Raw genomic sequence first — 20,991 nt, 5'->3', positions numbered from 1 at the left:
GAAGATTAGCTAATGATAGGCAAAAAATGGATTGTAATTAGAAAAACTACTTCAGTTATACTTTTGGCCGCTCTGGCTGTAATGTCTGCTGGATGTGGAAGCACAGCCAGCACGGCAGACTCTGGAATGTCTTCTCAAAAATTAGAAAGTACAGATCTTTCCGGAGTACCTGGAGGAGGTAAATGGGTCGATTCTGACGTTTATGGCATGGTGAAGCCTGAAGATAACATACGTCTTCAGGACGACTTTGCTGCAGCCGCTAACAAAGACTATATTTTGTCTGCAGTTATGGATCCTGCTTATGAAGAAGCCAGTATAGTTCTTGATGCATCTAAGCTGGTATATGAAAGATGCATGGCAATTGCCTCTGACGATACCATGACAGACGACAACGCCTCTAAATACAAAACTTTGGTAAAGCTGCACTCTAATTGGGATGAGCGAAACAAGCTTGGAGTGGAACCACTAAAAAAATATATTTCAGACATACAGAGCATATCATCTATAAGTGATCTTACGGAATATCAGGGAAGTACCAGTAGAAATCCTTTTAAACTTGGGTTACTTATGCCGGAATCCGTAGGAGTACAAGTGCAGTTCCCGGACAGGAGTACATTAAACCTTACGGCTCCAAGTCTTTCCCTCGGAGCTGTCTCTTCATATGTGGAATATACAGGTAAAACATTATCAGCCAAGGAAAGATGCGATGATGTAATTGGATATTTTCTTGGAAGAATTGGTTTTTCTGAAAAAGAGATCAAAGATACTTTAAAAGGCAATTACAGAATAGAAACTTTTATCGCCAGAAACAGTAATATAGATTACTTCGGCGTAAAAGAAATGTTTACAAAGGCTCAAAACAACAGAGAAGGGATAGATGCCCTGCAAGGGGATTATCCGCTCTTGCAGATACTAGATAGCAGAGGCTATTCCGGATGCGATAGTTTTTATGTGGATTACACATATCTCAAATCCCTGTCTGGGATTTATACAGAAAAGAATCTTAAGGATATCAAGTCATTTCTTATAGTCCATACCATCAATTCGACCAAGTATCTTCTTGACCGCGAATCATATGAAAAGATGGTTGCGCTTTATAACCAGGGCGCCGGAAGCCATGAGGAATTTTCAGATGGCCAGCTTAGCGTCCTCTTTAGAAATGATATGAAAATCTGTGGTTTTCTTCCATTATTGGATACTTTATACCTGGAAAAATATTTTAAGGACAGCGAAAAAACAGATCAGGTAAAAGAATTTACTGACGCACTGATAAAGGCTTATTTAAAAATACTGGATGAAGAAGACTGGATGTCAGATAGTACAAAAACTGCAGCAAAAGAAAAATTGCAAAATATGGCTCTACACCTCATAAAGCCAGATAATGTCGCTGACTACTCATCAGCAGAAATAAAATCCTACGAAGAAGGTGGTAACCTGGTTGAAGCTGCTGCTGAGGGCAGACGCATGCTGGAAGCTCACATGGCAGATAAAAGTAAGAGTCCGGATTGGGACAGGTTCAAATGGGATATTTATGATGCAGGTAGAACTACTACCGAGGTTAACTGTGTATATTATACAAACGAAAACGGCATCTATATAATGGCGGGTTATCTGGCCATGTGCGATGCCGCATTCGGAGATGCTTCATCACTTGAACAGTTTGCGGGAATCGTAGGAACTACTATAGGTCATGAGATAACTCATGGATTTGATTCTAACGGAACAAAGTTTGACCTGTACGGGCGCCAGTTTGATGAAAATATAAATGCCATCGACTGGATGGCTGTAGAGGACAGGTCAAAGATGGATGAAAAGGCATCAAAACTAGCAGGCTATTTCTCACTGGCAAGACCTATTCCCGGACAACAGAAAGTAAATGGAAACAGCATAAAAGATGAAGCCATAGCCGATATGGGAGGCGTCAAGTCAGTTCTATATGTGGCGAAGGATTTGCCTGATTTTGATTATGACGAGTTTTTCAGAGCCTTTGCAAGGCAATATGCGCTACAGACAACTAAGGAAAACGAACTTGGCACAATGAAAGTTGACATGCATCCACTTCCATTTCACAGAATAAACATTATGCTTCAACAATATGATGAATTCATCGAAACCTATGATATTAAGCCAGGAGATGGAATGTACTTAAGCCCGGAAAAAAGAGTATGTGTCTGGTGATGTCTTATTCAGGAAGGAGACTAATTATGGGATCAGATAGTTCAAAAGCAGCAATAAGGCTTGATAACATAATCAAAAGCTATGGCAAGCATGACGTTCTAAAAGGGGTCACCATGCAGGTTAATAAAGGTGACATCTACGGTCTTGTGGGCAAGAACGGTGCAGGAAAAACCACAATATTTAAGATGATCCTTGGATTGTCGGAATATACTTCCGGCAGTGTTTCCATAGCTGGTTCACAAAATCGAAAAGAACTCTTTGCAAACAGGTCAAAGGTTGGATTTTTTGTAGGATCTAATTTCTACGGTTATCTTTCTGGTAAAGCAAACCTTGAATACTATGCAGCTGCAAAGGGGCTCAAGGGAAAAGCGCTAAAACAGGAGGTTGATCGTGTTCTGAATGTTGTAGGCCTTACAGGCGGTAAGGAAAATCAGAAAGCCAAGGGATATTCCCTTGGAATGAAACAGCGTCTTGGAATAGGCAATGCAATCCTTGGTAATCCTGATATACTCATCCTCGACGAGCCGACCAACGGTCTGGATCCTCAGGGTATAGCCGATATCCGTCATATGATACGGCGATTCAGGGATGAGTTTGGTATGACAGTCATAGTGTCAAGCCATATTCTTGGTGAACTGGAAAACACCGCAGATCGCTTTGGCATAGTACACAATGGCGTTATAGCAAAAGAGATCACACAGGATGACCTTTCTGCAAAGCGCCCCGAAGTAGAACTTACTGTTTCTGCCGGAAATTTGGAAAGAGCCAAGAGCATTCTTGCAGAAAATGGTATTGATGTCCTAAAAGAAGGAAAAGAGAAAGTTACTCTGGAAGATTATTACTTTGAACTCATTGGAGGATCAGCAGAATGAGAAATTTGTTAAGAGCAGATTTGAAACGTATCTTTCGGGTTGGCCTTATCTATGGGGGGCTTTTGCTTGCGCTGATCTATATCTCATATGCAGTACTTGAAGGTGTAGTAAATGATGGCTCAATCGGACTTATAAATGGAGTGCAGAAATCACTTAGCGGAGCACCTATGGCTCTTTTCATAGTATTTCCTACATTCTATGCTGTTTTTGCACATGAGTTGTCTTCCAAATCCATGCAGACTGTGCTTGGTCATGGTATAACCAGGAATAAGCTCATAATCGCCAAGCTCCTTGATGCTGCCATTTTACTTCTTTGCCTGTATCTGGTCATAATTACAGCGGCTCTCATTGTTATAAATACAGAATCGGCAATCGTATTAAGCCAGCAGCAACAGGTAAATCTCATTATATATATCATCCTGAGGTGGCTTAGGCATTTTGGCTACATTGTCTTTTCTGCCATGATCATGTACATTTCCGGCTCTACAGTTCTTGGAATCATCGCATGTATAGCATTCACAGTTGTGTTTAAACTGGTATTTAACATAGTAGAATTTTTTTCTTCCCTTTCATTATACGATTATACCTATGATGGGTTGCTTGATTGGGCATATACCGGAATAGAAGTGGGAACAATCCCATGGCAGCTTTTGCCGGCTATCTGTTATCTTTTGGCAGCGCTAGCGATTACGACTTATTTTTTCCGGAGAAAGGAGTTTGACTTTTGAAAAATCTTATTTTCGCAGATGTGAAAAGAATCCTGAGAAAGCCGTCTTATTGGATCGTACTTGGAATATGCCTCCTTATTTCACTCTTTTGGACTATTCAATCAAACAATAGCGGGAACTTAAGTGGCTTTTCATTTGCTTCTAGTCAGGGAACAGCTATAAACACAATGAATCTGTTTATAGGAATTGCAATATACGTGAGCGTATATGCCGATGAGTTCACATCAAATTCTATGCAGTGCCTTATTGGAAGAGGGATTTCAAGAAGAAGGCTCCTTATTGCCAAGTTCATTAATTGCGTGATCGTAACCTTTATTTCATATGGAATCTATACTCTTTTTATCACTGTTACAGGTCTGATAGCGGGAGCAAAGATGAATGTGGCAGAAAGCAGCTTTTTATATAGCACGATACTAACCAATGCTTTTACTGTTCTGGGCTATGCAACAATATCCATGATCATTCTTTTCTGGAGCAAGAACGTTGCCTATGCAACACTTGTGGATGCATTCCTTCTTTTTGCAGGAGACACTCTGCTGAGCGGTCTGAATGCTATTCCTGTAATCAATCTCTGGCATATAGACAGGCATGTTTTTTCTCATGCCCTCGCATGTGCAAAAGTAGATTTGCTTCTTACCGGTGGCACGGCAATCTTTACACTGATTTGGCATGTTGCAAAGATCTGCGCTATTTCCATTATTTTGGCATATTTGCTCTTTAGAAAAAAAGAACTTGATTTTTGACTTTTTTTATAGGCAGGGTAAATACAGGTATAACCTACTAAGGAGGTGTTCACTATGACAATCGCAATGGCAAACGATCATGCCGGTACACAGATGAAGGAAGAAATTAAAGCTTACCTTTTATCGCAGGGCTACGAAGTAAAAGATTTTGGCACATATGATGAAAAATCATGTGACCTGTCAGATTTTGTTTACCCAGCGTCTCTTGCAGTTGCCAGGGGAGAATGTGACAGAGGCATTTTTTGTGATGGAGTCGGCTACGGAAGCGCTCTTATAGCCAACAAAATTAACGGATGCTATGCGGCTGTATGTCAGGATCCTTTGTGTGCGACACTTGCCAGAGAGCACACAGATTCCAATATCTTATGCCTCGGAGCCAAGATCATTGGAGGTCTTATGGCTATGGAGATAGTTAAGACATGGCTGAACACCGAGCCTCTAATGGAAGAAAAATATAGACGAAGAGTGCAGAAAGTCTGCGAAATCAACGATAAGCATTGCGTTCCAGTTAAATAATCCTATCAGTTTGTGATTGTACCACGGATTGTAGTATGATTATTTGCATATATCGACCATTTTGGAGGAATACTGATCTAATGAATATACAGATTTTTGGGACAAAGAAATGCAATGATACAAAGAAAGCGGAGCGCTTCTTCAAGGAGCGGGGTATCAAATACCAGTTCATCGACATGAAGGAGAAGGGCATGAGCAAAGGTGAGTTCACCTCTGTTGCCCAAGCAAACGGTGGTATTGATGCCATGCTGGATCTTAACTGCAAGGATCAGGATACTCTCTTGTTGATCCGGTATATCGCAGAAGAGGATAAGCTTGAGAAAATCCTTGTGAATCCGCAGGTGATCAAGACACCGGTCGTCAGAAACGGTAAGCAGTCCACCCTCGGCTATCAGCCGGATGTGTGGAAGAAGTGGGAGTAGGGAAGTTTCTTACCGGGGTATAGTGGTGGTCATATCAGTATTCAATATGTCAGAGACATGAGTATGGGTTTTTTTTTGAGATGATAACGCTAGAAAGGAGCAGAAATCTGGGGGATTCTGCTCCTTTTCGTTTAAGTAGGGGGTGTGTATGTATTATCCACGGGAGTCATATACATGTGTATGACGATCAGAATATTTCGATATCCATGGGAAGTAGTGTCTTGAATTTCTCCATCCATGCTGGGGTCTGAAGTGTGATCATGCAGATGTTCCAGCTTCCGAATGCCATGAGTCTTTTTTCAATCTTCTGGTCTTCAAGAACTGAGTTTAAGAATGTTAAGAACTTGGGATCAAACCAATCATAATTGAAAACAGCAGTAAATGAATAGGGTTTGCCATTACATTTAAAGGAAATCTCACATGTACCCTGGCCGCTTTCTTCAACTTCAGGATCAATTTTAGTAACGGCATCTTCAAAAACAATTTCATTTCCTGAAAGCTCCTGGACCTGCTTTACAAAGAATTCATATCCGAGGCCTTCAAAGTCCATATTAAGAGCATCAGGAGTCTGGATAAACATAAAAAGAAAATCCAAAAGCCATTTCTCATCTTCAGATTCCAGCATGCCATCCTCATTAAAGCCTTTTAAACCAGATATAACTGAGAACTCAGTACTATTGATTGTAAGACCGGTTTCTTCGATCTTTGGATAATATTTTTTTACGAATGCTACAACGTCTTTCATTGGAAGTTACCACCCTTTTTGTTTTTCATAAAAAGAGTATACGCCAGGCAAGGCATTGTATTAACAGGCATTTGAGTGAAATAAATGTATCTAATTCATCAGTGATAGCAAACTGTAGTGGAATGGCTATTATTTGTGGCAAAAAATTTTTTATAAGTGACTAAAATATATAAACACGAATATACCAAGGCAAATCATGATCATTCCGCCAAAAAGTGTCTTCCATTTGCTTAATAGAACATGTTTTTCATTGGCGGAAACATAAATACCATATTTTTTATGCTTCTTCATATTATTGCCTACCCAATAAAAAACATTGTCTATCGTGTACTTTTTTGCCTCTTATTATTCTATCTTGAACGAAAAATATCATGGCTTGTTACGGTTTTGATTCTCTTTTTCCTAATATGACAGTAAGAATCAAACAAAACCTTTTAAATTTTACTTCAAAAACAGCTTAGGGTTACTAAAAAAATAGCTATTTTATCATTCTAGCAGTAATGATTTTTATGGTTTACGGAGATATTTATTGATTTAAAAAGTAAGCAGTAAAAACCGCACTATAAAACGCTAGATAATTATCGATAATAGCAAATGGCAATAAATAGATTGGCAAAAGTGCAACTTCAAATTTAACAAAATCACTGCACACAGCCTAGGCAGGCCATCGCGCAGCGATTTTGTTCAATCGTGGTTTTCGAACTGTTACTATAGCTGACAAAACTACGCAAAGTAGGAAATGTAACATTTTTTCATCCCATCTATAATTGCATCAACAGGAGAAAAAAAGTATGGAGTGGATATCGTCATTGCAAAAAGCAATTACCTATATGGAAGAGCATCTTCTCGAAGAGTTCAATTATGAAGATGTTGCAAAGCATGTGCACATTTCAAGCTACGAGTTTCATAGAGCTTTCAGCTTTCTGACAGGAATCACAGCGAATGCTTATATCCGAAATCGAAGATTATCTCTAGCCGGAAGTGAAATAGTAGATACTGATATCAGAATCACCGATATTGCACTGAAGTATGGGTACGATACACCGGAAAGTTTCACCAAGGCTTTTACCCGTTTCCATGGCATATCACCCAGTGTTGCCAGGGAAGGTAATGCCAAATTAGTACTTTTCAATCCTCTTGTAATAAAAATTACAGTAGATGGAGGAAAAACAATGGAATACAAAATCGTACAAGCAGAAGCGAAGAAATTTATAGCATTGGTAAGGAGTTTTAAAACAGAAATCATAAATGATGAGGCCAATCATGATGTGGCGGATTTCTGGGCAGAGTGCAATGCCAAGCAGATGCTTGCTCCTATATGGATGCTTAGGGAGGATGGAAAACGTGACCTATACGGGCTATGCTCACCAACTACTGAAGACTCTGATACTTTTGATTATGGTATTGGAATCATCGTTGATGAGGATACTGCCGATTACAATCCGGAAGAAATCAAGAAAGCAGGCTTTAGAATCTGGGATGTCAATCCAGGTACATATGTAGTTTTTGAGTGTAAGGGTGAAAACGGAGACTGCATAGCTAAAACCTGGTCTCAGTTTTATAAAGAGTTCCTTCCACAATCCGGCTACGAAGCATCTGAAGAGACTGATTACGAGCTGTACTTTGATAGTGAGCATAAGGACCTCTTCTGTGAACTTTGGATTCCTGTAAGAAAGAGGTAATAGATGGATAGACCAATCACAACATTGTTCATGCTTATGTCTGTTGATGGGAAAATAAGTACCGGAGCATCAGATCTTTTAGATGTGGATAGAGACTTTCCAATCATCGAAGGCTTGAAAGAAGGACTGCATCAATACTATGAGATAGAACAGACAACAGATTTATGGTCACTTAATACCGGAAGAGTACAGGCTAAGCTTGGGGTTAATGAGAAAGCTATGCCGGTAAAAACACCAGTTTCATTTGTGCTCATAGACAATTCTCATTTGGACGAACATGGAATAAAGTATTTCTGCGAATTATCAAAAAAGTTCGTGCTCATAACGGCAAATCGAAATCACCCGGCATTTAATGTAGAAGCTGATAATATGGGGATTATTCTCCAAGAAGAATTATCACTTGAGAGGGCGCTTTCTGAACTTAAAGATAAATATGGATGTGAGCGAATCACAATTCAAAGCGGCGGGACGATAAATGGATTATTTCTTAGGAATAAGCTATTTGATTACGTTGATATAGTTGTGGCACCTGTCCTTGTCGGAGGAAAAGCTACATCAACCTTGATAGATGGAGAATCAATCACTGACAGAAAAGATTTGGATAAACTTGGAGTATTACGCCTTGTGGATTGTGAGAAACTTGAAGATTCATATATCAGGCTAAAATATGAAGTGGCTAAATAATGGTGGACAGATGGATAGTATCATTGAAAGACGTAGCATCAGGAAATACAAGGAAGTGGAAGTTTCAAAAGATCAGATAGAAATGCTTGTAGAAGCAGCTTTGAAGGCACCTTCTGCTAAGAACAGACAGCCCTGGAAATATATTGTATATTCTGAATCAGCCCTCTAGTTGGTTGCTTACAAATGAAGTACAAAAAGAAAAGACTCAAGCTTCGTAGAAACTTGAGCCTTTTCTTTTTATTCCTCGCCCGTATATGTTCTAGTATAGTGTATCATGCTTACTTTCTTGGCAATCCCCAGTATAAACAATGCTGCCATAATAGCAATTGCTGCTTCAAAACTGAAAAAGCTTACTACTATTGCAAATAATAATAGGAAAATAGCTGCAAACTTTACTGTAAACTTCCCAGATAGTGATTCGATATGACACATACGCTCATCATGCATTTCGTTATAGATTTGTGTAAGTTTCTTATCATCCTTAAGAGCATTTGAATACTTTACAAGATGATAAATACTTATGATGTCCAATACGATTACCATTCCTATTACAAATCCCTGCATGAAATCAGCATAATTAGATGTTGCATACCTTGCAGTTATAGTTGGTCTCTGTGACACAAAATACAATGCTGCACTAAGTAGTATAATTCCAACATATGCAAAATTCTGTTTTTTAATTGATTCTCTCATCTGATTCATTTTTTTGTTATTCATTAGTCTTCTTCCTCCAAGCTCTCAAAATCAAATACTTCCTCAATGTTCATATTGAAGTGATGTGCAATCTTATACGCTAATATCAGAGACGCTGTATATTTTCCTACCTCTATAGAGGTAATTGTCTGACGCGTAGTTCCAACAATATCAGCTAGTTCAGATTGCGAAAGTTTATTCACTTTCCTTAACTCCTTTATTTTGTTTTTCATGACAGCCTCCATACTCTTGCTAAGTTCACTTTGCAAATTCAGTATAGTTTACTTTGCATATTATGTCAAGCTAACTTTGCATTATTTTTTATATGATAATGAATTCTTATTGCTAACCATAATAACTACTTAATTGTGCAATGCAACGGCTCAGAGTATTGTCTTCTTAACAACAAAACAAGTTGCTGACTGGACAACCGGAGGCGAATGACTACTATCATCGGGTAGCTCATTTTCCTTCGGTTTTTTCAGTTTACGGGAATAAATGGTCAGCAAAATTTAAGGTGGTCTTATGAATTTTGGGGGAAATGAGATTCTATCGTCCGAAGGAGGAACGTACACGACAGTTTTTATCCAGGATCATGCCGGCGGATTCCTATGTGATCTAATAATTTTTAAGTCCAGGGAGCTTTTCGCAGCTCCCTTTTTCAATATCATTGATATGTTCTAACGGGAGAAAAAATGAAATATGACAGGAAATAGAAAACTGGTTAAGGAGATAATCATCCTTATCATACCAGCAATTATTGAATACTCGTTCCAGGCACTTGTCAATTATGCCGATTTTATTATGGTGGGGAAGCTTGGTATAGAGGCATCGGCAACTATAGGAATTACAAATGAAGTTACATTTTAGTAAGCTTTTCAGTAATGGAAATAAATATCAGAAGAGGCAATCTTGGTGTTATGGGAGCAGCCTATGCAACTGCAATTGCCACTATGACAGGCGGAATCCTTATGCTGTTTTTCAATGAAAAGCATAAGGATACTGCGATGATAGCAAAGGCTGATATCAAGGACAATTTTCTGAGGGCTGAAGGAAAAGAAATTATAGGGCAGTATATTTTGGTTGGCATACCTGCTTTTCTGACATCTGTAGTTACAAGCCTTGGAAGAGTCATTTTTACTGCTATGGTAGTTCCTCTCGGAACAGAAATATACGCTGCCCACTCTATTGCATTTACGGCCGAATCGGCTTTTTACATCCCTGCTGTCGGAATGGCCAGCGCTGTTGCATCCCTTTCCGGCAATGTAAGAGGTGAAGGAAATCTAAAAAAACTAAACAGGCAAACCAACATGGTCTGCGTGATTATTGTATTCATTATGATGATAGCAACAGGAATATTACTGATATGTGCCGATGGAATTATTTCATTTTTTACAAATGATGCAGGTGCACTTATTCTGGCGCTGAAGCTTCTGCGTATTGTTGCAATAAATGAGCCTATGTTCGGAATCTCCATAGTCATGCAATATGCATTTAATGGAATTGGGAAAACCAAGATTCCATTGGTGGTATCAGGATTTACGCAATGGTTTGTGAGAGTCCTGGGGGTATTTATATTTGTTCATGTATTAGGATTTGGAATAGAAATAGCGTGGATATGCATGATATCGGATAATATCCTTAGAGCAATACTGCTATATGGCTGGTATTGGGCAGATAATAAAAGGATATTGGCGTGATGTGGAGGTTCGCGATTGAGGTGGGAGATTTTTGTAGACAATTTTTGATATGATTTAGGTGTCAAACTCCCGTGCAATAAAAAACAGACGAATTTAGATTCAAAAAATGCGTTTATTTACGCAAGTTTAACAAAAGTTTAATTATGGTTAAATTTATTATTTATATATATACATGTAAAATATATTTGTATATGAATCTACGTACAATAATGTTTATTAATACATTTATAAATGGAGGGTAAAAATGGGAACAGCTTCAACTATTGGAAATAATGGAAAAAACAATTCGAGTGTAAAAAAAAGTATTGGAAAAACATTATTGATGTGTTTACTGCCTGTGATTATCATTGGAGTAGTTGCAATTATTCTTATTCTATCATTCAATGCTAAAGCTACAATTGAAGATGTATCTCTTATGGATCTTCAGGCTGAAACACAGGCTAATGCTTACAATATAGGAACCGGATTCAGAATGCTGTTGGCAAAATTTGGTCAATATTGTGATACCATGGAACAGGTTCCTTTTGAAGATGAGGAAGCAATTCTAAAATATATTGAGCCCTCTACAAATTACACAATCATTAACAATACAGGAATTTACATTGGTTATGAGGATGATACTTATGTTTTTGCCAATCATACCATACAGGCTCCTGACTGGAAGCCTACACAAAGAGATTGGTATAAACTTGCACAAGGACATGAGACATTTATTGAATCTGACCCTTATGTTGATTCATCTACCGGGCAGCTTTGTGTCTCTTTTGTAAGACAGAACAGTTTTTATAATGGAATGGAAGGAGTTTGTGCTGTTGACGTTTTCCTTGGTGATATTCAGAATGAAGCATCAAAATATACTCCCATGAAAACAGGTAATTCTATGATACTTGCCGGGGATTACATTATCAGCTATGTTAATCAGGATTTAAATGGTAAAAAAATATCTGAATCAGGAAATGCTTTTCTATCTAGCGTTAAAGCATATATTGATTCCGGTAGTACTGCGGTTACAAAAATAAAAAATCCGTTAAGCGGACTTGAATATTATGTTTGCTACTATAATATTCAGGGTACAAGTTGGAATATGGTTTCTTCTGTTCCTGTAAATGATGTTTTGGCATCATCCAACAGATTTATGATTATTGCAATGATTGCTATGATTGCATTGATTTTCATAATCACAGTTATTATTTTGATCACAATAAGCAAAGTTATTACTAAGCCTGTTAATAGTCTTTCTAATAGTATACTTAAGATTTCATCAGGGGATTTTACTACGCAGATGCCTCAGGATAAAGGTGATGAAATTGGTCTTATTAGCAAAGAAATGGAAAATTATGTTCAAGTAATGAATGATACAATTTCTAATATACAGGAGAGAGCGGAACAACTACAATTTGACTCAAACTCTTCAAAGGATGCTTCAAGTAAGATGACTGAAGGAGCTAATGAGCAGTCTAAATCGATGGAACAAATCCAGACAACAATGGATGATATTTCAAATGCAGTAGGAGAACTTGCTAATAATGCAACTATGCTTGCACAGTCAGTTGCAGAATTAACCGATAATGGAAATAAGACAAATGAGATAATGCTAAGTCTTGTAGATCAGGCTGAAGTTGGACAGAATGATATGAGCAATGTTCAGAAGAATATGGAAGTAATAACATCTTCCATGAGTGATATGAATGATGTGGTTTCTACAGTAGGAGATTCTGCAGATAAGATTACTGAAATAGTAGGGATGATTGATTCTATTTCTGAACAGACAAACCTTCTGTCACTTAATGCAAGTATTGAAGCTGCAAGAGCCGGAGAAGCCGGAAAAGGCTTTGCTGTTGTTGCTGATGAAATCGGTAAACTTGCTCAAAACAGCCAGGAAGCTGCTAAAGAAATCAGCGATATTATCGCAGAGATCACAAATCTTATTAAAGATCTTGCCGAGAAATCTCAGGCAAATATGGAGGCTATTACCAATAGTAGTGGAGCAGTTTCAAAAGCTGGAGATAGCTTTAGTAAGATCAATCAGGAGCTCAATAGTACAGCAGACACAATGCGCAACATGATTGGAATGATGGCAAATGTAAATGATATAGCATCAAGTGTTGCCGCTATATCTGAGCAACAGTCAGCTAGTTCTGAAGAAATAACAGCTACTGTAGCCAATTTGGCAGTAAGTGCTCAGGAGATTGCTGATGAATCAAAGGGTGTTGAGAATGTTGCAAATTCCGTATCTGATTCAGCTATATCCATCAATGAGCTGCTAAGCAGATTTACCATACGATAAGAAATGCAAAATCAATCGTGATTTAATAGTAATTTCACTGATAAAATCCTGTCTTTGACAGTTTTAATACCAACTAAAGACGCCAAAAGCCTTAATATATCAGGCTCTTGGCGTTCTTTTTTGGAAGTTATTTTGAGGTATAATACTATAAAACAGATGATCCGAAATACATAATAGTTAAGGGATTATCCGGATATCAATGGACTGAAAAGACCATGGTATCCGGATTTTTATATGAGAACATTGGAACCCACTCATTTAGGAAGTAATTCGCTACTGAGATATATGAAAACAATGATCACGATATTATCCTCGTGCAGCGATTATTGCAGCATAGTTCAGTTTCAACTGCTCAGACGTATATTGGACTGTATACTGAAACGATAGAAAAAGCGTTAAATAGACATGTGCAATTATTTTAGGGCAAATTTCCCTTTAGGCGTAGCATAAAACTAATGTTTTTCGCTTCACTTTACTACAACAAAACATACTGTAATGATGTATTATGAGTAGGTACTAACTTACAGATCGGACTGCATACGATGGCAGGAGTTATAAGGTATGAACAACACAAAATGGAATGAGATTTTCAGGGCATTCTACTACGACAATGAATGTCATAAAGATAGCATCTTAATCAGATGGAGAACTAAAGATATAAATGGTTATTTATGCTCATGGGAAGGAACTTGGTCACACTTTGGATGCGAACCCAGAAATTGGGAAGACATAGATTATCTACAGATAGAGCTTACTTTTGAAAATAAAGATTATGTCTTGGAAAAATTACGTTCTATTCATGTACCCGGTGAAATCAAGGACGACATTGTCACGATATATGGCTACAAAACAGATGTGGACTATATTAACTAAGTGAGAATAATTATGAACTTTTTTGATTTGTTTAGAGAAGAAAATAATCAGGTATGGGGAGCAATCCTTGAAGGAGGAAATAGACGATATACCTTTTTAAGAGAGATATTTTCTGCAATGGGCGATTTTCAGAACCAGTACAATCTGCTGATTACAGATATAGAAGCCTGTCCAAGAAATGATGAGGTCTATGTTAGACTCAACAATCCTGATAGGCACGTATGGATAAGCGGACAGGAATTAACAAAGATTGTTGAAGAAGATGATTTTCAGTGGATATGGGCTGTTTTGTCAGGATTTAAACCTGACGTTGAAGAAAAAGAAGTACTAAGATATCCAAAGCCTTATGCAGACGGATACAAAGGTTTTTGGTTGCCGGAATTGTCAATACAGCATCCATTGGCAGTTTTTGAGCTTGTGGCATGGGATAGTGGATTATTGCTGTTTTTCACCAGAGATCACGAGCTATATCTTGAATTTATGAAGCAATTTCCAGATGCAAAGAATCTGCAGAAATATAATACAAAAACGGATGATGGCGATAAGTATACGAAATGGCTTGAATCACATTCAGAATGATGTCATAGGTGAGATAAATAAATGGAAGAATTATATGTTTATGCACTACTTTATATAGTGGGATTCGAGTATTGGGATGAGTACTCTAACAAGCTCAATGATTTATTTCTTAAAGATTCTGAAAATGAAGAATTGCTTAATTTGGAAGAAGTAGGTAACTCTAAAAGTGCCATACTGCATATCCTTTCATTGATGGATTCGGCAAAAATCAATGAAAAAGCCATGAAGTTCTATAACAATTAAGCGTAAATAAAATGAGTAATTAAAATCTTACAGTTTTATGTTCAATTTTGGGAGTAAACCGCGTGAAGTATCATATAGATGATTCTGAAGAATACGTTATTGATAATATAAAGAAAATTGAATTAGGAAATGGAAAAACGTACATTATCTATAGTGGCAAGGAACCCGTTGTAACAGTAGAAATAAACAGATATGATTTCTTTACTGATGCTATTATTTTCAATGATTATGCAATCATAGGAAATTATTATGAAGGAATATATGTAATCAGCCTTAGCGATTATTGTGTCAGAAATATTAAAATAAAAGGCTATTTTGGATATTTTGAAATTGATAAAAATGCCTTGTACGTTCTTGGTTGTGAAAACATCGTGGCTTTTAGTCACGATCTCGAACAGCTATGGGAAAGTGATTCAGTGGCAGTAGATGGCGTGGTTTGTAATTGTATAAAAGATAACACTATGATGATTTTGTGCGAGATGGATCCGCCCGGTGGGTGGATTGAGAGAAAGATATCATTAACTGACGGTACGATTATGGAATGATTTAATACTGTTTAGCAGATTGTCATGATGATGATATATTTGAGTATTTTAAGGAAGTATGAAAAAAATAAAGGAGAGAAAATACATGAAAGAAGACCTGACTTTCGAAGATGTGTACAATGAGGCTAGTCGCCTGACCAAATCTAATCCATTTGAGATAAGGGATGCAGTGGTCAAAGAACTTATTAAGCCTATGTTAAAAGAACATGGTTTTACTGTAGGTGGAAATACCTGGTGCAGGAAGTTGTCTGACGGAGAGAAATTGGTCATCCACATGGATGGAAACAGATTTAACAATATATTGTCTGGAGTATCCTTTGGTTTTCGTATCAGTTTGCATGATGGAAGGAATGGAGCAAAACCAAAATACGGAATAGGTGAGATGAAGATAGATAGCAATTATTTCTTGCCGTATTTTGGAATGTGCTCACCTTTGTATAATGTTGAAGGCTACAATATAGGCGGGTTCAGGGATGGAATGCCCGTAGATATGCCTGTTGAAGAGATCAAGAAATATATAAGAGATGATTTCGAGCAGTATATTCTTCCGGAGTTGTTAAAAGTTGATAGCCGTGAAGACTATAAAGAAATGTACGGCAGATTCTGCCAGGAAAAGCGATCTAAGGACCTCGATGTAAGAATAGCATGGTTTATCAATAGTGTGCAATATTCGTTTATTTCGTATCGTGCGGATGGCAAAGTTCATGAAGACCTGATCAAGAGCAAAAGGAGCCTGAAAATAACAAAGGAAGAGATACTTTCCAATCTTGATCTTGCAGACAAGATGAGATGCAATTTGAATGACACCAGTATCGATGCCAAGCCTATTTTGATGCAGCTTGCTGAAGAAGAGTAGTTCGCATTCTAATCTTTGAATGATTTTGAAATGATTATGATAAAGCGATTTTGCTTGGGTCAGCAAAATCGTAGAGAAGGAGTATGAAAAATGGGGACTAAACTTTGCAATCTACACATCTATAATCCGGACAAAAGAGCTTATTCCGTAGCGCCAGGATATTCCGTAGTCAGGGTTGCTGATGGTTGGGATACTGTTTACGAAGATGAAATGACCTTGAATTTTAACAAGCTGGCGAAAATGGCAAGGGATCTTTCCAAGGAGCTTAATACGCCTGTCATTTCAGTGAACTATTTTGATGACGATGTTTTTGAGCTGAACGTAAACGTGGAAGGCAAAAAAGCTGCATTCTACAGCATAAATTATGGAAGGGTCTTTTCCAAAAAGGTTCCTGTCATGGTTGATGCCTTAAGGCTCGATGACAAGGACGCCAAGGCCTTCAGATATCTCGTCAAAAAAGAGATGACAGCACCCGAGGCAATCGACAGTATCAGCGCTATATGCGGACTTCCGCTTTATTCGGATATGCTTATGTATAAGGAAATGCCTGACAAGTTGATCCCGGATAAAGAGGCAGTTCTTAGCGATATCAAAAAGGAAAAAGCCAAGAATAAGATTTCATCAGAGAAAGCTGAGCTTTTGGAGGAATTTCCCGGAGCAGCTGTCTTTTACTACGTCGCACCTTCACCGGCAGACAATTATGACGGAATCATAAGAACCGTTGAGCCAAGCGAAGGAGAGCTGGACTACGGAAGAGTAAACTGCTATCAGATCGCCGAAGGCCCAGTTCCTTATCTGAAGAGGGTGTACAATTATTACATACCGATCCATGATTATACGAAGAGCCCGAAGAACACCAATATCTGGATAATGTTCCACCAAAAAGGTTCTGAGGACATGTGGCTGGATTTTCTTGAGCCGCCTGCTTATTGCCATTTCAGCACAAAAGATAAAAATACGATAGAAAAGATTAACGGACTCGGGATCATTCCGGAAGAAAAGCTTTCCAATCCACCCTACGAATTTGGAGAGTTCTTTTCCCGAATCGACAGTAGCAGACTTCCGAAGTACTATTTCCAGGACGTCACAAAAACAGATAAGGGCGTCTTTGTTAAACGCTACGAGGCGACACAGGAGAAAAGGCAGGGAGATTTTATCATTCGCCCTTCCTACTATACGGAATACGGAACCGGCAGTAACGAACAGTACGCGAGATTTGAGTTCTGGGACAGCAACTACGAGCTTGTACGAGATGAGATGATTCCGATAGATTTTTTGAAAATGCCTTTCCCTGTGTTGTTTGCAGACTTTGCATATATCGAGGAGAAGGACATAGTGGTGTACGGGGATCATGTCATTGATCTAAGCGAGAAGATCATAACCATAGACGACAGGCTTCCTGATAAGTGCACTTTTATTGAGAAAAGAACTGTCGGCGGCAGGAAACTTTTGATAATCGGAACCAGCAGATATGTGCATGTTTTCGATTATGACCTAAACCGCCTGAAGTCCTACAGCATTGTCGGCAAGTACGTGAACTGGTTCTTTGATGCAGATGATAATATGTACGTGGTGACCAGTTCCATGATGCACGGAGCTGATAACACCAGAGGTATGAAGCCTGAAGATAAGGTTAGGCTCTACAAGATCCATATCAGCTTATAAATTGATGAGGTATTTATGATTACTAATATACATAATTCTGCAATGAAAGAAAAGATGGATAAACTTAAAGACCTGAGCAACAGCATCGAGATTAAAGGCGAATTATCTGTTCTTTGGCCTGAGTTCTATGAAGCATCAGGATTTTATTTTATGCGCATCCGCGATGGGGAGAAGTATGCCAATCTGGATCGTGATAGAATGCTTGAAATGCACGATTATGCTACTTATCTTGAGGCCGGATGTAGTGATTGCCGTATTAATGATTTTTTTGAAGTGGAAAACGATGACGAAAGACTCAAGCTGGCATTCACTATAGCAGACATGTGGGCTATGAAGCTTAGTAATTTATTTCCCCGAGAAGAGTTTCATATTGTAATCGCTGAAAAGGATGGGAACATCACCATGAGATTTCACAAGTTCCGCGATGATGAACCCACCTGGCTTGAAGAAGATGATCTTGACGGTTATGAGTCAGAGGCAATCTGTGTAATGATTGTTGGAAAAAAAGAGAAAGATGACTGAGATTGTTACAGGATTACTGATAAATAATCCTGTTTAGAGATTCCGAGAGCTTTTATCTGCTATTTCTGAAATTCTTTTAGAAAGCGGCTCCTTTTTTCTTTTACGAAAATGCTTTGAATCAAGATATATCCCTAAGTCGTCCTGAGTAAATTCTTTAATACGTTCAAGGCTGGTTATACAGTACTCTTTAGAAAGCCCAGCGTCGACGCCAATTTTAACTAGATTTTCATCCATGACATCCTTTCCTTTTCCATTTACTGAAGTAGTCTGCTCACCAAAATAAGTTGTGCTGTATGTCAGATCGTATGCCGGAGCAAGCCTCCAACTATGGCCTTCAGTATAGATAAATGAAAAATTCTTGGTGTGGTCATCCCTGTTATGGCAAAGAGTATTAAAACACATGGTAAGGAACATTTGCTCTTTATCATGAGTGTTATCCTTAGTTAGAATCTGGATAAGCCGCATATATGCGGAATAATCACAGGATGGAGCTCTAAAATCCGCTTCTAAAAGGGCGGCGAATGTTATGGAAAAAATCTTTTCACCAGATACTCTGTCGAAACGTTTAGTCTTAAAATATCCCTCGCACATTTTGGAAGGAACAAGATATGTGTCAGTCATTTCTATTCCGCATTTTTTTGCACATAAAGAATAGTCATATTCTCTTTTCCCGCATACGGATGGATCCTTAGCAGCAGGAAATTTGATGATATAGTATTCATTATCTTCGTGCATAAGAATTTTAGGTCTGGTACCTCCGCTAGAACCAGCCATCTTAAATAATAGATCAAGCTGATCAGACGGCTTGGATGAAATAAGGTTTGCACAGGCAACGGCGAGTTCATCATAGTTAAGATCAGCATTATTTATATCAAAATCAGTTTCTCTGGATGGATAATACTCAAGAGCTCCCATTCCCGATGTACCGACATATGCAAGCCTGTCCAGTATTGTGAGCTGATCTCTATATATGCCAACAGATGAAAGATACCTGTCAAATAGCAGTTCTCCCCATGAATCAGGTAGACTATCAGCAAATACTCCAAAAAGCCCATGGAAGATGTCACGATTTTTTTCTGGTGGAACATACACTATGTTTGATAGTGGAAGAGAGCGTGGGCTTATTGAAAAGCCATCACGAACCCAGTCATCACTATACTGAAACGCAATACGCTTGTCTGGCATCTCAGCTAGCGTGCCTACAAGCTTATTATGATAGTAAACATCAAGTTTTCTGTTATTCATCGTTTAGAACCTCATCAATATTAAGATAGACCGGTTTGGAGAAAAGAGCCTTAATTTCATCTGCCATTCCAAGTTCCATTGTGATTTTTACCAGTGAAATAAGTGATATCTGACCGGTCTGTTCAAATTTTTTGAGAGTCGCGTAGCTGACATTACTCCTGTCAGCAAGCTGCTTCTGTGTGATTTTCCTTCTTTTACGGATTTTCTGTAACTTTTTTGCCAGATCAAGTGTTATCTCGGTCGGAGTTTCCCATATAAATTCTGCCATAATTATTCTCCTTCTATTGCTATTATTATAGCAAATTTTATATATTATAGTCAAAATGACTATTATAATATCTATTATCTTTAGTTGTATCATAAAACTAATGTTTTTCGCTACACTTTATCTCACCAAGTATATGGGACAATTAGCAAGGAATTATTGTATTATTTGATAGACGGAAAGATAATATTTTTTCGTCATAGTACGTGGGATAAGCAGGAGAGATAAATAAAATGAATGAAATAATACTGTTTGTTACAAAGACTCTGATGGCAGCATTTTTCATCATACTAGCACCATTTAGATTATATACTTTGTGGAATTGTAAGGAAGCGGTTATTGCTAGATTAGATGAGATAGTCTCGCATAAATCATCCGAAGCCTTTGTTTTCAGCTATATTCTCGATGGTACTGAACATCAAGGAACCGCAATGATATCTCTGATTTCATTAATGTTTGGTAAATTCAGAAATTATAAGGTTGGAGGTGAATATACAATATACGTAAACCGCAAACAACCTAGACTTGTAAATGTGAGAGAACATATTACGATTTGTGATGTTCTGCTTACAGCAGTAATGATGTTATTTGGAATTTTAATATTTCTAGTATTGAAGATTAATTGATATTTCTAGAGTGCAGAGGATGGTACGTGAGGCAATAATAAAATGCAAAACTACTTCTTATTAGATCCAGTAAAATTCAAAATTGAACAGGCTATTGAGGATGAAGATAAAAATGCCCAGTGCTGTAAAAAGCTGATAGAAGAAATAAAGCTATTAAGAGAAATTACTTCTGGTGAAATCAGGGAATTGGATAGAAAGCTAACTGAGTTTTACTAAATACAAATCGAAGTTTGTCGAGTCGCCCGGTTAACAAAGATGGATTGGCATCGATGGCGTGTGAAAATAACCGATATAACGTGCGGGTGTTACTGCCGGATATAGA

26 protein-coding genes are annotated in these 20,991 nt (G+C 38.0%); 21 read left to right on the top strand and 5 right to left on the bottom strand.

Translation table 11 applies throughout. The annotated features are described in order from the left end of the window. The first annotated feature begins 12 nt into the window (after window positions 1-12). The 6 genes from G631_RS0114785 to G631_RS0114760 all read left to right on the top strand — a co-directional run bounded on the left by G631_RS0114785 (window position 13) and on the right by G631_RS0114760 (window position 5,459). Window positions 13-2,178 carry a M13 family metallopeptidase gene (locus G631_RS0114785; RefSeq protein ID WP_026490109.1) on the top strand — a complete coding sequence of 722 codons (2,166 nt, stop codon included), beginning with the start codon at window positions 13-15 and terminating at the stop codon, window positions 2,176-2,178. A gap of 26 nt (window positions 2,179-2,204) precedes the next feature. Further along, window positions 2,205-3,050 carry an ABC transporter ATP-binding protein gene (locus G631_RS0114780; protein WP_035789882.1) on the top strand — a complete coding sequence of 282 codons (846 nt, stop codon included), beginning with the start codon at window positions 2,205-2,207 and terminating at the stop codon, window positions 3,048-3,050. Further along, window positions 3,047-3,778 (top strand): ABC transporter permease, encoded by a 732-nt coding sequence (locus G631_RS0114775; protein ID WP_026490107.1) that lies wholly within the window; start codon window positions 3,047-3,049, stop codon window positions 3,776-3,778. The genes G631_RS0114780 and G631_RS0114775 overlap by 4 nt, the downstream gene beginning before the upstream one ends. Further along, window positions 3,775-4,521 carry an ABC transporter permease gene (locus G631_RS0114770; protein ID WP_026490106.1) on the top strand — a complete coding sequence of 249 codons (747 nt, stop codon included), beginning with the start codon at window positions 3,775-3,777 and terminating at the stop codon, window positions 4,519-4,521. Before G631_RS0114775 ends, G631_RS0114770 begins: the two co-directional genes overlap by 4 nt. Window positions 4,522-4,575: 54 nt before the next feature. Next, complete coding sequence (locus G631_RS0114765; RefSeq protein WP_026490105.1) at window positions 4,576-5,037, top strand: RpiB/LacA/LacB family sugar-phosphate isomerase; 462 nt, start codon at window positions 4,576-4,578, stop codon at window positions 5,035-5,037. An 80-nt stretch (window positions 5,038-5,117) separates the two neighbouring features. Then, on the top strand, window positions 5,118-5,459 hold the full coding sequence (locus tag G631_RS0114760; protein WP_026490104.1) for an arsenate reductase family protein: 342 nt from the start codon (window positions 5,118-5,120) through the stop codon (window positions 5,457-5,459). A gap of 187 nt (window positions 5,460-5,646) precedes the next feature. Here the strand turns inward: G631_RS0114760 and G631_RS0114755 are convergent, their stop codons facing one another. Beyond that, window positions 5,647-6,204 carry a hypothetical protein gene (locus tag G631_RS0114755; RefSeq protein ID WP_026490103.1) on the bottom strand — a complete coding sequence of 186 codons (558 nt, stop codon included), beginning with the start codon at window positions 6,202-6,204 and terminating at the stop codon, window positions 5,647-5,649. A 791-nt stretch (window positions 6,205-6,995) separates the two neighbouring features. Here G631_RS0114755 and G631_RS0114750 point away from each other — a divergent pair. From G631_RS0114750 to G631_RS0114740, 3 genes are read left to right on the top strand one after another with little or no spacing between them, the layout of a single operon-like run. After that, complete coding sequence (locus G631_RS0114750) at window positions 6,996-7,886, top strand: AraC family transcriptional regulator (RefSeq protein ID WP_026490102.1); 891 nt, start codon at window positions 6,996-6,998, stop codon at window positions 7,884-7,886. A gap of 3 nt (window positions 7,887-7,889) precedes the next feature. Then, window positions 7,890-8,570, top strand: a complete 681-nt coding sequence (locus G631_RS0114745; protein WP_026490101.1) for a dihydrofolate reductase family protein — start codon at window positions 7,890-7,892, stop codon at window positions 8,568-8,570. Continuing rightward, window positions 8,554-8,739, top strand: coding sequence for a nitroreductase family protein (locus G631_RS0114740; RefSeq protein ID WP_026490100.1), 186 nt, complete (start codon window positions 8,554-8,556; stop codon window positions 8,737-8,739). The genes G631_RS0114745 and G631_RS0114740 overlap by 17 nt, the downstream gene beginning before the upstream one ends. Window positions 8,740-8,807: 68 nt before the next feature. Here G631_RS0114740 and G631_RS0114735 read toward each other — a convergent pair whose 3' ends face one another. Together G631_RS0114735 and G631_RS0114730 are read right to left on the bottom strand one after the other, a co-directional pair. Beyond that, a complete protein-coding gene (locus G631_RS0114735) occupies window positions 8,808-9,287 on the bottom strand; it encodes a hypothetical protein (protein WP_026490099.1) in 480 nt (159 codons plus the stop codon). Then, window positions 9,287-9,496 carry a helix-turn-helix transcriptional regulator gene (locus G631_RS0114730; RefSeq protein ID WP_026490098.1) on the bottom strand — a complete coding sequence of 70 codons (210 nt, stop codon included), beginning with the start codon at window positions 9,494-9,496 and terminating at the stop codon, window positions 9,287-9,289. Before G631_RS0114730 ends, G631_RS0114735 begins: the two co-directional genes overlap by 1 nt. Window positions 9,497-9,965: 469 nt before the next feature. Between G631_RS0114730 and G631_RS21020 the strand changes: the two genes are divergently transcribed. The 10 genes from G631_RS21020 (at window position 9,966) to G631_RS0114675 (ending at window position 18,533) form a co-directional block, all read left to right on the top strand. Beyond that, complete coding sequence (locus G631_RS21020) at window positions 9,966-10,133, top strand: hypothetical protein (RefSeq protein ID WP_155833941.1); 168 nt, start codon at window positions 9,966-9,968, stop codon at window positions 10,131-10,133. Window positions 10,134-10,147: 14 nt separating this feature from the next. Next, complete coding sequence (locus tag G631_RS19400) at window positions 10,148-10,963, top strand: MATE family efflux transporter (RefSeq protein ID WP_051197298.1); 816 nt, start codon at window positions 10,148-10,150, stop codon at window positions 10,961-10,963. A 244-nt stretch (window positions 10,964-11,207) separates the two neighbouring features. Further along, entirely contained in the window at window positions 11,208-13,250 is a 2,043-nt protein-coding gene (locus G631_RS0114710; protein WP_026490097.1) for a methyl-accepting chemotaxis protein, read from the top strand. 561 nt (window positions 13,251-13,811) lie between these two features. Then, the gene (locus tag G631_RS0114705; protein WP_026490096.1) at window positions 13,812-14,123 is read left to right on the top strand and encodes a DUF6678 family protein; all 312 of its coding nucleotides are present in this window, start codon (window positions 13,812-13,814) and stop codon (window positions 14,121-14,123) included. 12 nt (window positions 14,124-14,135) lie between these two features. Further along, window positions 14,136-14,702 carry a hypothetical protein gene (locus G631_RS0114700; RefSeq protein ID WP_051197296.1) on the top strand — a complete coding sequence of 189 codons (567 nt, stop codon included), beginning with the start codon at window positions 14,136-14,138 and terminating at the stop codon, window positions 14,700-14,702. Window positions 14,703-14,723: 21 nt separating this feature from the next. Beyond that, window positions 14,724-14,945, top strand: a complete 222-nt coding sequence (locus tag G631_RS0114695; protein ID WP_026490094.1) for a hypothetical protein — start codon at window positions 14,724-14,726, stop codon at window positions 14,943-14,945. A 62-nt stretch (window positions 14,946-15,007) separates the two neighbouring features. Beyond that, the gene (locus G631_RS0114690) at window positions 15,008-15,490 is read left to right on the top strand and encodes a hypothetical protein (protein ID WP_026490093.1); all 483 of its coding nucleotides are present in this window, start codon (window positions 15,008-15,010) and stop codon (window positions 15,488-15,490) included. 85 nt (window positions 15,491-15,575) lie between these two features. Beyond that, window positions 15,576-16,346 (top strand): hypothetical protein, encoded by a 771-nt coding sequence (locus tag G631_RS0114685; protein WP_026490092.1) that lies wholly within the window; start codon window positions 15,576-15,578, stop codon window positions 16,344-16,346. Window positions 16,347-16,436: 90 nt separating this feature from the next. Then, entirely contained in the window at window positions 16,437-18,011 is a 1,575-nt protein-coding gene (locus G631_RS0114680) for a hypothetical protein (protein ID WP_026490091.1), read from the top strand. Between the two features lie 15 nt (window positions 18,012-18,026). After that, on the top strand, window positions 18,027-18,533 hold the full coding sequence (locus G631_RS0114675) for a hypothetical protein (RefSeq protein WP_026490090.1): 507 nt from the start codon (window positions 18,027-18,029) through the stop codon (window positions 18,531-18,533). Window positions 18,534-18,566: 33 nt separating this feature from the next. On the opposite strand, the gene G631_RS19395 is transcribed toward G631_RS0114675, so the two are convergent. Beyond that, the gene (locus G631_RS19395) at window positions 18,567-19,778 is read right to left on the bottom strand and encodes a type II toxin-antitoxin system HipA family toxin (protein WP_081671374.1); all 1,212 of its coding nucleotides are present in this window, start codon (window positions 19,776-19,778) and stop codon (window positions 18,567-18,569) included. After that, window positions 19,771-20,046, bottom strand: a complete 276-nt coding sequence (locus G631_RS0114665; RefSeq protein WP_026490089.1) for a helix-turn-helix domain-containing protein — start codon at window positions 20,044-20,046, stop codon at window positions 19,771-19,773. Before G631_RS0114665 ends, G631_RS19395 begins: the two co-directional genes overlap by 8 nt. Window positions 20,047-20,276: 230 nt before the next feature. Here G631_RS0114665 and G631_RS0114660 point away from each other — a divergent pair, with 230 nt between their 5' ends. Together G631_RS0114660 and G631_RS21015 are read left to right on the top strand one after the other, a co-directional pair. Then, a complete protein-coding gene (locus G631_RS0114660) occupies window positions 20,277-20,669 on the top strand; it encodes a hypothetical protein (RefSeq protein ID WP_026490088.1) in 393 nt (130 codons plus the stop codon). A gap of 42 nt (window positions 20,670-20,711) precedes the next feature. Then, entirely contained in the window at window positions 20,712-20,885 is a 174-nt protein-coding gene (locus G631_RS21015; RefSeq protein ID WP_155833940.1) for a hypothetical protein, read from the top strand. Window positions 20,886-20,991: the final 106 nt, after the last annotated feature.

The organism is Butyrivibrio sp. XBB1001 (assembly GCF_000424505.1).
In the GTDB taxonomy this organism is placed as follows: domain Bacteria; phylum Bacillota; class Clostridia; order Lachnospirales; family Lachnospiraceae; genus Butyrivibrio.
The sequence above is the reverse complement of the archived record's forward strand: the minus strand, read 5'-3'. Positions and strand labels throughout refer to the sequence as shown.

What these genes read in the sequence shown, in the direction of transcription:
- G631_RS0114785 (WP_026490109.1), top strand. Translation starts at nt 13, where the DNA reads ATGATAGGCAAAAAATGGATTGTAATTAGAAAAACTACTTCAGTTATA.
- G631_RS0114780 (WP_035789882.1), top strand. Translation starts at nt 2,205, where the DNA reads ATGGGATCAGATAGTTCAAAAGCAGCAATAAGGCTTGATAACATAATC.
- G631_RS0114775 (WP_026490107.1), top strand. Translation starts at nt 3,047, where the DNA reads ATGAGAAATTTGTTAAGAGCAGATTTGAAACGTATCTTTCGGGTTGGC.
- G631_RS0114765 (WP_026490105.1), top strand. Translation starts at nt 4,576, where the DNA reads ATGACAATCGCAATGGCAAACGATCATGCCGGTACACAGATGAAGGAA.
- G631_RS0114760 (WP_026490104.1), top strand. Translation starts at nt 5,118, where the DNA reads ATGAATATACAGATTTTTGGGACAAAGAAATGCAATGATACAAAGAAA.
- G631_RS0114755 (WP_026490103.1), bottom strand. Translation starts at nt 6,204, where the DNA reads ATGAAAGACGTTGTAGCATTCGTAAAAAAATATTATCCAAAGATCGAA.
- G631_RS0114750 (WP_026490102.1), top strand. Translation starts at nt 6,996, where the DNA reads ATGGAGTGGATATCGTCATTGCAAAAAGCAATTACCTATATGGAAGAG.
- G631_RS0114745 (WP_026490101.1), top strand. Translation starts at nt 7,890, where the DNA reads ATGGATAGACCAATCACAACATTGTTCATGCTTATGTCTGTTGATGGG.
- G631_RS0114740 (WP_026490100.1), top strand. Translation starts at nt 8,554, where the DNA reads ATGAAGTGGCTAAATAATGGTGGACAGATGGATAGTATCATTGAAAGA.
- G631_RS0114735 (WP_026490099.1), bottom strand. Translation starts at nt 9,287, where the DNA reads ATGAATAACAAAAAAATGAATCAGATGAGAGAATCAATTAAAAAACAG.
- G631_RS0114730 (WP_026490098.1), bottom strand. Translation starts at nt 9,496, where the DNA reads ATGAAAAACAAAATAAAGGAGTTAAGGAAAGTGAATAAACTTTCGCAA.
- G631_RS21020 (WP_155833941.1), top strand. Translation starts at nt 9,966, where the DNA reads ATGACAGGAAATAGAAAACTGGTTAAGGAGATAATCATCCTTATCATA.
- G631_RS19400 (WP_051197298.1), top strand. Translation starts at nt 10,148, where the DNA reads ATGGAAATAAATATCAGAAGAGGCAATCTTGGTGTTATGGGAGCAGCC.
- G631_RS0114710 (WP_026490097.1), top strand. Translation starts at nt 11,208, where the DNA reads ATGGGAACAGCTTCAACTATTGGAAATAATGGAAAAAACAATTCGAGT.
- G631_RS0114705 (WP_026490096.1), top strand. Translation starts at nt 13,812, where the DNA reads ATGAACAACACAAAATGGAATGAGATTTTCAGGGCATTCTACTACGAC.
- G631_RS0114700 (WP_051197296.1), top strand. Translation starts at nt 14,136, where the DNA reads ATGAACTTTTTTGATTTGTTTAGAGAAGAAAATAATCAGGTATGGGGA.
- G631_RS0114695 (WP_026490094.1), top strand. Translation starts at nt 14,724, where the DNA reads ATGGAAGAATTATATGTTTATGCACTACTTTATATAGTGGGATTCGAG.
- G631_RS0114685 (WP_026490092.1), top strand. Translation starts at nt 15,576, where the DNA reads ATGAAAGAAGACCTGACTTTCGAAGATGTGTACAATGAGGCTAGTCGC.
- G631_RS0114680 (WP_026490091.1), top strand. Translation starts at nt 16,437, where the DNA reads ATGGGGACTAAACTTTGCAATCTACACATCTATAATCCGGACAAAAGA.
- G631_RS0114675 (WP_026490090.1), top strand. Translation starts at nt 18,027, where the DNA reads ATGATTACTAATATACATAATTCTGCAATGAAAGAAAAGATGGATAAA.
- G631_RS19395 (WP_081671374.1), bottom strand. Translation starts at nt 19,778, where the DNA reads ATGAATAACAGAAAACTTGATGTTTACTATCATAATAAGCTTGTAGGC.
- G631_RS0114665 (WP_026490089.1), bottom strand. Translation starts at nt 20,046, where the DNA reads ATGGCAGAATTTATATGGGAAACTCCGACCGAGATAACACTTGATCTG.
- G631_RS0114660 (WP_026490088.1), top strand. Translation starts at nt 20,277, where the DNA reads ATGAATGAAATAATACTGTTTGTTACAAAGACTCTGATGGCAGCATTT.
- G631_RS21015 (WP_155833940.1), top strand. Translation starts at nt 20,712, where the DNA reads ATGCAAAACTACTTCTTATTAGATCCAGTAAAATTCAAAATTGAACAG.